The following is a 13786-nucleotide window of genomic DNA, read 5'->3' as shown; positions in this document are numbered from 1 at the left end:
GAGTAGCAATGGGTCAGGAAAAGCTCTACATCGATAAAGAATTAAGCTGGTTATCCTTTAATGAACGCGTGTTGCAGGAAGCCGCAGATAAGAGCAATCCCTTGATTGAGCGCATGCGATTTCTGGGCATTTACTCCAATAACCTGGATGAATTCTATAAAGTCCGTTTTGCCGATCTGAAACGGCGCATCTTGATCAGCGAAGAACAGGGTTCAGGTGGCGCGTCACGTCATTTGCTGAAAAAAATTCAGGCCAAGGTGCTGAAGACCGACCAGGAGTTCGACAGCCTGTACAACGATCTGCTGCTGGAGATGGCGCGCAACCAGATCTTCCTGATCAACGAGCGTCAGGTGTCGGAGAACCAGCAAATCTGGCTGCGGCAATACTTCAAGCATCATTTGCGCCAGCACATCACGCCGATCCTGATCAATCATGACACCAATTTGGTGCAGTTCCTGAAGGACGATTACACCTATCTGGCGGTGGAGATCATTCGCGGTACGCGCATCGATTATGCGTTACTGGAAATTCCTTCCGACAAAGTGCCCCGTTTCGTCAATCTGCCGCCGGAAGCCCCCCGCCGCCGCAAGCCAATGATCTTGTTGGATAACATCCTGCGCTATTGCCTGGACGACATCTTCAAGGGCTTCTTCGACTATGATGCGCTCAACGCCTATTCGATGAAAATGACGCGCGATGCAGAATACGATCTGGTGACCGAAATGGAATCCAGCCTGTTGGAACTGATGTCGTCAAGCCTGAAACAGCGCCTGACCGCCGAGCCGGTACGCTTTGTGTATCAGCGCGATATGCCCAACGAGATGGTGGAGTTGCTGCGTAACAAGCTGGGGATATCCAACTACGACTCGGTGATCGCCGGTGGCCGCTACCACAATTTCAAAGACTTCATCAGCTTCCCGAACGTCGGTAAGGCCAATCTGGTTAACCGCCCACTACCACGCTTGCGGCATATCTGGTTCGATAAATTCCGTAACGGCTTCGATGCCATCCGCGAAAAAGACGTGCTGCTGTACTACCCGTACCACACTTTTGAACACGTGCTGGAGCTGCTGCGTCAGGCGTCGTTCGATCCCAGCGTGCTGGCGATAAAAATCAATATCTATCGGGTAGCCAAAGACTCACGCATTATCGAATCGATGATCCATGCGGCGCATAACGGCAAGAAAGTGACCGTGGTGGTCGAGCTACAGGCACGCTTCGACGAAGAGGCCAACATCCACTGGGCCAAACGCTTGACCGAGGCCGGGGTGCACGTGATCTTCTCCGCACCGGGGCTGAAAATCCACGCCAAACTATTCCTGATCTCGCGCCGTGAAGGCGACGATATTGTGCGCTATGCTCATATTGGTACCGGCAACTTTAACGAAAAAACCGCCCGTATCTACACCGACTACTCGCTGCTGACCGCCGATTCGCGCATCACTAACGAAGTACGCCGGGTATTCAATTTTATTGAAAATCCGTACCGGCCGGTCTCCTTCGACAACCTGATGGTTTCGCCGCAGAACTCCCGCCGCATGCTGTACGATCTGATCGATCGGGAAATTGCCAACGCATTAGCCGGTGAAAACGCCGCTATTATGTTGAAAATAAATAATCTGGTGGATAAAGGGCTGGTAGATCGGTTATATACCGCTGCCGCTGCCGGCGTGAAAATCCGTCTGTTGGTGCGCGGCATGTGTTCGCTGATCCCCAACCTGCCGGGAATTAGTGACAATATTCAGGTTATCAGCATCGTTGACCGTTTCCTGGAACACGATCGGGTATACGTTTTCGAAAACAAAGGTGACAAACGGGTTTACCTCTCTTCCGCCGACTGGATGACCCGCAACATAGATTACCGTATCGAAGTGGCTGTATCGCTGCTGGATCCGGCGCTCAAACAGCGCGTTCTGGACATTCTGGAGCTGCTGTTTAGCGATACGGTCAAGGCCCGCTATATCGATAAAGAACTGAGCAACCAGTATGTACCGCGTGGCAATCGCCGTAAGGTCCGTGCACAGGTGGCCATTTATGAGTATTTAAAAGCTCTGGAACAACCGGACAACTAGGCCAGCCACTATGCCGCTAAAAAGCACTGCAACCAATAATAAGCCACAGGAAATCGCTGCCATCGATCTTGGCTCGAACAGTTTCCATATGGTGATCGCCCGCGTCGTTAACGGCGCCTTACAGGTGTTAGGCCGTTTAAAACAGCGGGTACACCTTGCCGATGGATTGGATAGCAACAACGTGCTCAGTGAAGAAGCCATGGAGCGGGGCTTGGCCTGCCTGGCGCTGTTTGCCGAGCGATTACAGGGGTTCCCAGCGGATAACGTGACCATCGTGGGTACCCACACCCTGCGTCAGGCGGTGAATGCCGAGGTGTTCCTCAAACGGGCGGAAAAAGTGATCCCTTATCCGATCGAAATCATCGCCGGGCAGGAAGAGGCCCGTCTGATTTTTATGGGGGTCGAACATACTCAGCCGGAAAAAGGCCGCAAGCTGGTGATCGACATCGGCGGTGGCTCTACCGAACTGGTGATCGGGGAGGATTTCGAGCCTCTGCTGGCAGAGAGCCGCCGCATGGGTTGCGTGAGCTTTGCCCACTTGTTCTTCCCTGAAGGGGAGATCAGCAAAACCAACTTTAAACGAGCACGCCTGGCCGCCGCACAAAAATTGGAAACCCTGGCCTGGCAATACCGCATCCAGGGCTGGCAATATGCCTTGGGGGCATCTGGCACCATCAAGGCCGCTCACGAAGTTTTGGTGGCCATGGGTGAAAAAGACGGTTTGATTACCCTTGAACGGCTGGAGTTGCTGGTTGAGCAAGTGTTGCAGTTTAAAAACTTCAGCGCCCTGAGCCTGCCGGGCCTGTCGGAAGATCGCCAATCGGTATTTGTGCCGGGGCTGGCGATCCTGTGTGGGGTATTTGATGCGCTGGCAATCCGCGATCTGCGTCTGTCCGACGGTGCCCTGCGCGAAGGCGTGCTGTATGAAATGGAGGGCCGCTTCCGCCACCAGGATATTCGCAGCCGCACGGCCAAAAGTCTGGCCGATCACTATAATATTGACCGCGAGCAGGCCAAGCGCGTGCTCGAAACCACCGAGCTGTTGTACGCCCAGTGGATGGCGCAAAACACCAAGCTGGTGCAGCCACAGTTGGAAGCGCTGTTGAAATGGGCCGCCATGCTGCATGAGGTGGGGCTGAGCATCAACCACAGCGGCATGCACCGCCACTCCGCCTATATTCTACAAAATACCAACCTGCCAGGCTTCAACCAGGAACAGCAGTTGCTGCTATCGGCGCTGGTGCGTTTCCAGCGTAAAGCGATCAAGCTCGAAGAGTTACCCCGCTTGAACCTGTTCAAGAAGAAGTACTATCTGCCGCTGATCCAGCTGTTACGCCTGAGCACCCTGCTTAACAATCAGCGTCAGGCCACCACCACGCCGGAAACCCTGCGCCTGGTCACGGATGACAATCACTGGACGCTGCGCTTCCCGGCGGGCTATCTGTCGCAGAACAACCTGGTACAGCTCGATTTTGAGCGTGAGCAGGAATACTGGAATGACGTGGTTGGCTGGAAACTGGTGATAGAAGAAGAAGGCGAGCAGGACGCAGACGCAAAACCTGCCGCGTAACCCCTCACCCCAACCCTCTCCCACAGGGAGAGGGAGCTGACCGGAGTGCTTGGTTGGCCTGTGCTGCTTCGGTAAATACGGAGTAAGAAGAACGAAGATGGAGCATGGTGCAGAAAAATCAGCATACTCGCCCGGTCCCCCTCTCCCTGTACTAGCTGTCTCTTATACACAACTCGACATCCTGCTGTTTTTTAAGGGAATTATTTCAAACACATCAATTTGTTGCTCGAAAAAATTCTCTTTAAAATCAGCCTACTATGTTTCTCAAATTACGGCCATTTGACCGCAATTTGAGATGTGTATAAGAGACATCTGTACTAGAGGGAGCTGACCGGAGTGCTGTAAATACGGAGTAAGAAGAACAAAGATGGAGCATGGCGCAGAAAAATCAGCGTACTCGATCGTCTCTCATCCAAGATGAATCACTACAATTTCAACCACGCTCGATCGGTTCCCTCTCCCTGTGGGAGAGGGTTAGGGTGAGGGGCCACGTTCTCAGTCAGACTCTTCGTCTTCCGGTTGTGCCTCCATCGGCACTAGAGACGCCAACAATTGAGGTTTGCCGATAAAGTAGCCCTGCATATAATCCACGCCGAGGCTTTTAAGCGCATCGCGCTGCTCGGGCGACTCGACATATTCCGCCACAATCGACAACCTTCTCATCAGCGCCACCTTGCAGATTGACGCAATGATCTGGTAATCCACCTTGCTGGTCAGCATGTCCTGCACAAAACTGCCGTCGATCTTCAAGATATCGACATGCAACTCCTTCAGGCGATCGTAGGTGGCATAGCCGGTGCCAAAATCATCCAGGGCAATGCGGCAACCTAACTGACGCAGCTCTTTCAGCGAACTCTTGGCATATTTCACATCCTGCACCAGATGAGACTCCGTCACTTCCAACACCAGTTGATAAGGCTCAATCTGGTATTGCCGCAAGGCATCGCGCACGTCTTGGCACAGGCTCGGGCGACACAGCGAGGACGGTGACAGATTCACGGCAAAGCGCGCGCTAGGCATACCTTCGCGATGGAGCTCCATAAACTGCAAGGTTTGGCGCAGTACCCACATATCCAACTGGTAAGCCAACCCGAATTCATGCACCACCGGCAGGAATTCGTTGGGAGGAATGACGTTACCTTCATCATCCAGCATACGCAGCAGGATCTCATGGTAAGAATCGCCGCGAACCCCGACAATCGGTTGAGCCATCAACATGAAACCGTCGTTATCCAGCGAGCGTTGCACCCAGTGTAACAAGGCGACCTTGCGCTTGATTTCATCCTGAACCACATGATGATCGTTCTGCACGTTTTCAGGCCGGCCACTGGTCAGAGACATTTCCGCCAACGAGCTCAATTCCCCCAGTAACAGATGCAGGTGTTCCACTTCCGAATAGACTCCACAGTAGCTAATTCCCAGCGGCGGATGGATTGGCAGACCGTTCCACACCAGACGAAACTTCTCCAGCGTGCTGTGGATTTTGGCCACCCGGGCCTCACCGTCGGAACCGTTGAGCCGCAGCACCAGATCGTACCCCGGCAGGTGATAGACGTCCTCCCCTTCCTCCAGCACCGTGCGTAGGCTGCTCGCCAGCTTCTGTTTGAACCGGATGCGCAACTGCATGCCATAGTTTCGGCTGAGCAAATCCAGCTCGGAAATCCGCAGGAAGCACAGCGTAGAACGCGGCACCTTGGCCAGATCGCGCTTCAATGCACGCAGGTTGGGTAAGCCGATGACCGGATCTTTTAACGAGGCGCTTTGCGCCTTCGCATGGTCCATCCGCTGGCGAGTATGCACCGCAGATGTCAGCAGAATACTGAGGGTGAACGCCAGCATCATTGACGAGATCATGGTCAAGTTATGCAGCAGGCTGTCCCATTGCACGTAGCCCGGATAGTTAAAGAACAGCACCAGCAGGGTTGCCGCCCAGATAATACAGTTGAACAGGTAGCCAAAGCGCATGGCGCTATACAGCATTACCGGCAATAACAGCGTCAGGCTGTAGTCGGGCACCTGCATGGCATTGGTATCAGCCGTGTGGTAGGCAAGCACCACGACCAAGGCAAGCAGCACCACGACCCACAGCTGCAGCTCACTTTTTTTAACCGATGGCGCCATCTCGCGACGGATCCTTCCCAGCAGTACGCGAGCAAACTTGGGGTTCTTAATGATCCGTAAGACGAAATAGAACAGTTGCATGGAAGACAGGCAGCCAATCAGAATGGCCTGAAAGTTAATCAGTGCATGCAGGTGATTACCGCTTCCGGAAAGCATGCCGAGTTCGTCCGGCAACAAATCGAGGCCGATAACCAGCTGTAAACCAAAAATAAACAGCACTGGCGGCATCAGCACCAGCCAGATCAGCCGGTGTTTACCCAGCTTCAACTCGGTGAGCCCCACACACCAGTGGCGCTGCGACTGGCAGCGATAGCCCCACCAGCAAATGCTCAGACATCCCACATACAGCAACGTCATGATCACGTCGACTTCGCTGCCGCCGGCGCGGTTGGAATAGCGGATAAGGATAGCCAAAGCGATGCCAGGCATGGCACGCCAGTCATAAACCATCAGCAAAGAAAAGCAGACCACTAGCGGTAGATAAACCAGATACACTTTGCCATCAGGCAGCATCAGGCGCGGCGATAGCCAGCCTGCAAGCGGCACCAGCAGCAGGCTCAGCACTATAGGCTGCCCCCACCAACGGTCACGTAAATTATTCCAGAACTTTAAAATACCCATCAAGACATTGTATCCGCTAAGGCGTGATTCACTTCGTCGCTTAAGCGTTTTAAATCGCAGAAAAGGCAGGATCCGATCCCACCACAGAACCATTCGGGGAGCAAGCTGAGACATGCGGTTCCAGCATCAAGAATGGCTGTGAATTCTATTCTCTGCGATAGCTTAAGATTTGACCACGATCAATTAATAGAGAAAAGGCTAATAAAAATCCATATGACACGTCTTAGGACGATAATAACCTATTAATACACAACAAAAAATCAGACAAAATCTATATCCCGTGCATTTCGAGTAACCGCTTAAAAAGTGGTGGACATAAACCCCAGCTAAATTGCTCGATCAAACGCACGGAAATAAATGGACATCTTTTGTCATCAGAGCCTAGAATTCCATTTACAATTTAAATCAATGTTAGCCATGGCAGGCATGTGTCAAACAACAGTAATCGCCACCATCATTTTCCAGCGGCAGCCCCAACAGGGTGCTTGAACAATGCCAATGGGAAAAACCGACGGGCTCAATGAACCATGAGAAAGACCACAACCGGGCGCATGACCAAAGTCGTGCTGCTGATCAGTTTCATCATTCTAGTCGGTCGCCTGCTGTATGCCGCCATTGCCGCTATTCCCCATCATCAGGAAAAAAGATCGCTGCCTGAACCGCAGACCCAGGAAGCCCGCGTGGATAATCGGTGATTATCTTGCCCTACCAAGCGACCATCACCCTGAGTCACCGGCACGCTAAAGCTGCTGACCCTGCACCATCAGATTGATAAAAACCACGCCAACCGCCGCTATGCTCTATCTTTTAAAGATAGTCTAAAAGGAACCCGGTGTACCAAGTCAGCGTTAAGGAATTCCATGTCCGCCGCAACACATAACGTCAAAAAAGTCGCTGAGTATCGTCAGCGCATTCTAAGCCTACTGTTAAATAATACCCCTTTGGTTGACGGCATTCTTGGCCGCTCAGGGGATGAAAAGCAACTCAGCGAAGGCGAACTGCTTAATCATACCGCCGAAATCACCCACTTGCTGCAAGATATGCACGCCGCTGACCTGGCGGACCTGCTAGAAGCGCTGCCACAAGATGAACGCCTGGCGCTGTGGCGGCTGGTGGATAACAACAAGCGCGGCCAAACCCTGGTAGAAGTTGCCGAACCCGTCTGGGATAGCCTGATCGAAGAGATGAGCGATAAAGACCTGCTCAAGGCAATCAAAACCCTGGATGTCGATGAACAGGCCTATCTGGCGCAATACCTGCCACGTAACCTGATGGGCCGCCTGCTGACCTCACTGGAGCCAGAGCAGCGTGAGCAGGTGCGCGAGATGGTCCATTACGGTAAGGATACCGTCGGCTGGATGATGGACTTTGAACTGGTCTCGGTACGCCCTGATGTCTCTTTGGGGGCCGTACACCGCTTCCTGCGTCAACGCAAAACCATCCCGGACGCCACCGATAAGCTGTTCGTCACCGATCGCAAAAATACCCTGTTAGGCGAACTGCCGCTGACCGCGATCCTGCTTAACGATCCGCAAACCCCGGTGTTTAAGGTGATGGATAGCGATCCCACTACCTTCCAGCCGGAAGACAAAGCCGAGGCGGCGGCCAGCGCGTTCGAACGTTATGACCTGATCAGCGCCCCGGTGATCGATGCCAAAGGCAAACTGATGGGGCGGTTAACCATCGAAGAGATCGTTGACGTGGTTAACGAAGAAAGCGACACCACTCTGCGTCGTATGGGCGGGTTAAGCCCGGAAGAAGACGTGTTTGCCCCGGTCAGCAAGGCAGTGAAAACCCGTTGGGCCTGGCTGGCCATCAACCTCTGTACCGCCTTTATCGCCTCCAGGGTCATTGGCCTGTTTGAACACACTATTTCACAATTGGTGGCGCTGGCCGCCTTGATGCCTATCGTCGCAGGTATCGGCGGCAATACCGGCAACCAGACCATTACCATGATCGTGCGCGCGCTGGCGCTGCATCAGATCGAAGAGGGCAATATTTCGCGCCTGTTGTTCAGAGAGCTGGGCGTAGCCATCATCAACGGGATCGTCTGGGGTGGCATCATGGGGCTGGTCACCTATCTGCTGTATGGCGACCTGGCGATGGGGGGCGTAATGACGCTGGCCATGATGCTCAACCTGCTGGTAGCCGCGCTAATGGGGGTGATCATACCGATGACCATGCTCAAACTGGGCCGCGATCCTGCCGTGGGCTCCAGCGTACTGATCACCGCCCTGACCGATACCGGCGGCTTCTTTATCTTCCTGGGGCTGGCGACCGTGTTCCTGCTTTAGTCAGTGTCACCGCTAGCTCAACCAGAACAAATCGCGGGTTTCCCTTGCGCAGGAAGTGCCGAAGCGCAACGGTATGTCTTGATTGAGGTTGGGTATATACTTGGATAGGTATTCCTCGTCCGCTGTACTCTCTTTTAGTGAGTAAAATGGCGGCAGGATTTCGTGGTCGATAGCACATAGTGAAGGTTACCGATGGATCTCAGCGCAGCGCAGCACCCACTCAAAGCTAAAGGTGTCTTGTTCACCCACTCGTTGCTGAGCGCACTGATTGTGTTTCTGCTGGCCTACCTGTGCCTGACGCTGTCAGCAGAATCCAGCCACTTTACCCCGCTGTGGTTCCCGACTGCCGCCGTTATTATGCTGATGTTCCACCAGCCACCGCGTACTTGGCCATTGCACTTGATCCTCTGCGGGATCGGCATGTGTATTGCCAGTTTTCTGCTGTTTGGCCTCAGTTGGTTCCCGGTCAAACTCACGCTGATTAACCTGCTGGAGGCCACCGTCTGTACCCTGCTGTTACGGCGAATACTGCAGCCAGACGATCCGTTGAACGGCTTGGCAAGCTGGTTGAAATTTGTGTTCTGCGCCGTGATCTTCATGCCCATGTTCAGCGCACTGCTGGCAGCCTCACTAGCGCCCGCGCCTGGGGAAACCTTTTGGCAACCCTTCAGCACCTGGTTTATTTCCGAGGCGATTGGCGTACTGGCTCTGGCGCCGATCGGGCTGGTTTATCGCCGCTCAATGTTGAGAACGCTGAACCTGTTCGAACTGCTGTTGGTATTGCTGGGAACACTGACCTTCAGCTATCTGGCACTGCTCAACATGCCCTTCCCGTTTACCTTTATCATCCTGCCGTTGCTGTGGGCAGCGATCAGCCTGCCGCGGCTTGAAGCCTTTATCATCTGTTTTACCACCACCCTGATGATTACGGTGATGATCTCGCTCGGGCTGTTGCATTTTCAGGATAGGGGGACATTTTTAAGCGATGTGACAATCTACCTGCCACTGATGTTGATCCTGATCCCGGCCCACGCCATGGCGATGGTGATGCATGCCTTCCGGGTGGAAAAAGAGCATATCGTGGAAAGCGAAGCGCGTTTTCGTAATGCGTTGGAGTATTCGGCCATCGGCATGGCGCTGGTGTCACCAGAAGGGAAATGGTTACAGGTCAATCAGGCGCTGTGCAAGCTGCTGCGCTATCCCCCAGAAACCCTGCGCCGCCTGACGTTTCAAGAAATTACCCATCCCGATGATTTAAATGCCGATCTGACACAGTTACAAGACCTGCTTGATGGCCACATCAGCAGCTACACCATGGAAAAGCGCTATATCCGCAGCGACGGTGAGAGCGTCTGGACACTGCTGGCGGTATCGTTGGTGCGCGACCCCCAGGGCCAGCCGCTGTACTTTATTTCTCAAGTAGAAGATATCAACGAGCTAAAACGTACCGAAGCGGAGAACCGCAGCCTGGTAGAACGCATTACATTAGCCAATCAGGCCGGCGGGATCGGCGTGTGGGAATGGATGTTGAACGGAGATAAGCTCACCTGGGACAAGCGAATGTTCGAGCTGTACGAACTGACGCCGGATCAAACTCCCACCCTGGCGCTGTGGATTGCTTTACTGCTGGAGGAGGATCGCGAGCGTATCGGGCGGCAAGTGGCTACGCTCAGCGATCGGCACCGGCCGTTTGTGATGGAGTTCCGCATCAAGACCCGGCTGGGAGGAATTCGTCATATTCGCGGCCAAGGTAATACCATCTTCGATGAGCATGGTGAGCCGAAGCGGATGATCGGTACCAATATCGACATGACGGAAATCAAATCGCTGGCCGAAGCGCTGCACGAAGAGAAAGAACGTTTGCACATTACGCTGGACGCCATCGGCGAAGGGGTGATCTCCACCGACCGCGAAATGCGCATCACCTTTATGAACCCGGTGGCTGAACAAATGTGCGGTTGGCCGCTGGAGCTGGCGCTCGGTATGCCGATCAACGGCGTAGTGCGGATGACCAACGGCCAGGATGGCCCAGAGATAGAAAATCCGGTGAAAAACTGCCTGCAAGAAGGTCCTCCCCTGCCAGCAGAATACGCTCTGGTACTGCATAGCCGCGACGGCCGCCGCTTCGACGTACAGGAATCGGTATCGCCGCTGAAAACCATCGAGGGCGAGGTGATGGGGGCAGTGATGGTGTTGCAGGATGTCAGCGCCTCGCGGGAACTGATGAAAAAGCTCAGCTACAACGCCTCACACGATGCGCTAACCGATCTGAAAAACCGTACCAGCTTCGAAAAGCGGCTGAAGGGCGCCATTGCCAGCGCGGCCGAAAGCCAGCAACAGCACTCGCTGGTGTTCCTCGATCTCGACAGGTTCAAGGCGGTTAACGATAGTGCCGGACACGCGGCAGGTGATGCCTTGCTAAGGGAGATTGGCCAGTTGATGCAACGCCAACTGCGTAACAGCGACTGCCTGGCACGGCTCGGTGGCGACGAATTCGGCCTGATCCTGTTCGACTGTTCGTTGGAGCAGGCCAAGTTGCTGATGCAACAGATGATCGAGCAGATCGGCGAACACCCATTCTACTGGGCAGGCAAGATTTATCATGTCGGTGCAAGCGCCGGTATTACACCAATCGGGGCCACCAGCGGCAAGAGCAGCGAGCTATTGGCACAGGCCGATATCGCCTGTTATACCGCCAAGCACCAAGGCCGTGGCCAGGTTTATATCTATGAAGCCCGGCAAAAACAGCAGATGGAGCGCCGGCATGAGCTGCTAACACGCCAGGAAGTGCTGAATATTATCGATAATCAGCAATTGCTGTTACGCGTCAGGGCAGCCTCGCCGCCTAAAACGCCGCAGGCAGTCTGCTTCTATCAGTTAAAGCTGCACGTTCGGCCATCCGATGATCGTATGCTGGCCTCTGAGTCCTTCCTCGCCGCCGCCCAGCTCTACGGCCTGCTACCGGATGTCGATCGCTGGGTGGTAAGCCAGGTGCTGGAAAGACACGCCGAAGCTCTACGCCGCAAGGGGCTGGCCATTGCGCTGCCATTAGCCACAGACAGCGTGCTGGATATTGATTTTCAAAGTTATTTACTGGAGTTACTGGCGGCTTCCGTGCTGCCGGCCAGCACGCTGTATCTGATGGTGGACGAGACCATTGTGCTCGATCACCCAGAGGATGGCTGTGCCTTTATCCGCCGCTTGCAGCAGATGGGCTGCAAGCTGATCGTCAATGGTTTTGGCCGCAACCTGAACGCCTTCGATCAGTTAAACGGCCAGACTATCGATTACATCCGCATCGACGAGCGTTTTATCACCGACGTCCACTGCAATCAAATGGATGAACTGATGGTGTCGATGATCCATGGTGCCGCGCACCGTATTAATACTCAAACTCTGGCCGGGCCTGCACATCAACAGGTTACGCTAAGTGCGCTGACAGCCATCGGGGTCGATCTGGTAGACGGTGACACCGTTGCGCTGGAGCTCCCCCTGAGCGAGTTACTCAGCGGCGGTTACTTCGGTATTCACTGAAGGTGCCCAACGATCGTTATGCCACAGATGCAAGGTGGCGTAGGAACGCCAAGGCCGCCAGCGTTCGGCATAGCGCTCAATCTGGCGCGGCGTCATGCCGGGGAAACGCTGTTTGATCAGATAGTCCCCCGCCAGAAAAACGTCCGGCCATGACCAGGCCCGCATCGCGATATAGCTGGCGGTCCAACTGCCTATTCCCGGCAGCGCGGTCAACTCCTTGATACCCTGGTCGATATCCAGCACGTTATCCAGCTGCAAACGCCCTTCTGTTACCCTGCGTGCAATTTCAATCAGCGCCGCCGCGCGCTTCAGCTGTACGCCCAATGGACGCAGATCTTCCGGTTGCAGCTGGGCGATCCGCGCCGCCTGCGGAAAAACATGAGTGATATCGCCATACGGCTGCTCCAGCACCGTTCCCCAGCGTTCGGCCATCCGCCCGGCAAAAATAGCCGCCATCTTGACGCTGACCAACTGCCCCAACACCGCACGCGTAGCCTGCTCTAAGCTGTTGACGCAGCCTGGCAAACGTAAGCCGGGCGCATCCGCCGCTAGCGCGCCTAACGCCTCGCAAATGCGGTCTGGCGCGGCATCCAGATCGAACAGTTGGCGAATGCGCCGCAGGACTTCGGTCGTCACTCGGCTGAGCGATGGGGCAATTTCCACCCGCACCCGGTTTCGCGCCTCTTCCGGCTGGACGCTCACCCAACCGCAATATTCGACGCCGCCCTGATCCACCGCGATCGAACGGCAGTATTGTTGACCGACAACGCTTTCCACGCCGCTGACCGCACGAGTCTGTAAGAACCCCAGCATACGCGGCCAATCGTAAGGTGGCCGATACCCCAGATGAAATACCAGTCCGCTGGTGGCGGCACGCTCACTTCGGCCAGCAGTGCTGCGCAATACCGAAGGGATCAGGCGATAACGGGCCTTAAACAGCTCATTGAAACGCCGCAGGCTGCCAAACCCGGCGGCAAATGCCACCTCGCTCAGGGGCAAATCGGTATCCGCCAGCAGCCGTTTGGCCTGCAACAGGCGGTGTGACTGGGCGTAATCAATGGGGGAAGCGCCGAACTGCTCGGCAAAAATGCGCCGCAGATGGCGATCGGAAATCCCCAGCCGGGTAGCCAGTTGTTCACAGCTATGCTCTGAAAGATAACCCTGCTCAATCAGTTGAACCGCAACCTGAGCATAGCGATTGCCCAGATCGATCAGCGCCAACCCTGGCGCCAGTTCAGGGCGGCATTTCAGGCAGGGGCGAAAACCGGCCAGTTCGGCGGCGGCGGCGCTGGGGTAAAACGTACAATTTTCGATTTTCGGCGTGCGGGCGCTACATACCGGCCTGCAATAAATACCGGTGGAGGAGACACCGACAAAAAATCGTCCGTCAAACTTACGGTCACGCGCACTCAGCGCGCTATACAGCGCCTGTTGTTGATTCTTCATGGCATCGCTCGGAGTCAGTTTTTTGTTCATTATGGCGCTCGGACCTATAGCTGACGTGCGGGAATCGGACATTAACCTGTTTGATATCGCTGCCATCAAGTTAACCACGCCGCCGTGATTAGCGCTAA

General features: G+C 54.7%; 7 protein-coding genes. 5 read left to right on the top strand and 2 right to left on the bottom strand.

Annotation, left to right across the window (positions count from 1 at the left end):
* Positions 1-8 precede the first annotated feature (8 nt).
* Together ppk1 and ppx are read left to right on the top strand one after the other, a co-directional pair.
* Positions 9-2072: a polyphosphate kinase 1 gene (gene ppk1 / locus AC6HVW_RS01205; RefSeq protein ID WP_065686554.1), complete on the top strand. Its 2064-nt coding sequence runs from the start codon at positions 9-11 to the stop codon at positions 2070-2072.
* A 10-nt stretch (positions 2073-2082) separates the two neighbouring features.
* Entirely contained in the window at positions 2083-3642 is a 1560-nt protein-coding gene (gene ppx / locus AC6HVW_RS01200) for an exopolyphosphatase (RefSeq protein ID WP_071683867.1), read from the top strand.
* A gap of 495 nt (positions 3643-4137) precedes the next feature.
* Here ppx and AC6HVW_RS01195 read toward each other — a convergent pair whose 3' ends face one another.
* On the bottom strand, positions 4138-6384 hold the full coding sequence (locus tag AC6HVW_RS01195) for an EAL domain-containing protein (RefSeq protein WP_071683868.1): 2247 nt from the start codon (positions 6382-6384) through the stop codon (positions 4138-4140).
* Positions 6385-6911: 527 nt separating this feature from the next.
* Here AC6HVW_RS01195 and AC6HVW_RS01190 point away from each other — a divergent pair.
* The 3 genes from AC6HVW_RS01190 (at position 6912) to AC6HVW_RS01180 (ending at position 12212) form a co-directional block, all read left to right on the top strand.
* Positions 6912-7079 carry a YfgG family protein gene (locus tag AC6HVW_RS01190; RefSeq protein ID WP_065686557.1) on the top strand — a complete coding sequence of 56 codons (168 nt, stop codon included), beginning with the start codon at positions 6912-6914 and terminating at the stop codon, positions 7077-7079.
* 165 nt (positions 7080-7244) lie between these two features.
* A complete protein-coding gene (gene mgtE, locus AC6HVW_RS01185) occupies positions 7245-8678 on the top strand; it encodes a magnesium transporter (RefSeq protein WP_021178779.1) in 1434 nt (477 codons plus the stop codon).
* Between the two features lie 192 nt (positions 8679-8870).
* Positions 8871-12212 carry a diguanylate cyclase gene (locus AC6HVW_RS01180; protein ID WP_497569241.1) on the top strand — a complete coding sequence of 1114 codons (3342 nt, stop codon included), beginning with the start codon at positions 8871-8873 and terminating at the stop codon, positions 12210-12212.
* Here AC6HVW_RS01180 and alkA read toward each other — a convergent pair.
* On the bottom strand, positions 12180-13688 hold the full coding sequence (gene alkA, locus AC6HVW_RS01175; protein WP_497569240.1) for a DNA-3-methyladenine glycosylase 2: 1509 nt from the start codon (positions 13686-13688) through the stop codon (positions 12180-12182). The two genes, AC6HVW_RS01180 and alkA, sit on opposite strands and share 33 nt — an antisense overlap.
* Between the last annotated feature and the right edge of the window lie 98 nt (positions 13689-13786).

It is taken from the genome of Serratia sp. NCCP-200 (genome assembly GCF_059697885.1).
This window is presented reverse-complemented; position numbering and strand designations above follow the sequence as displayed.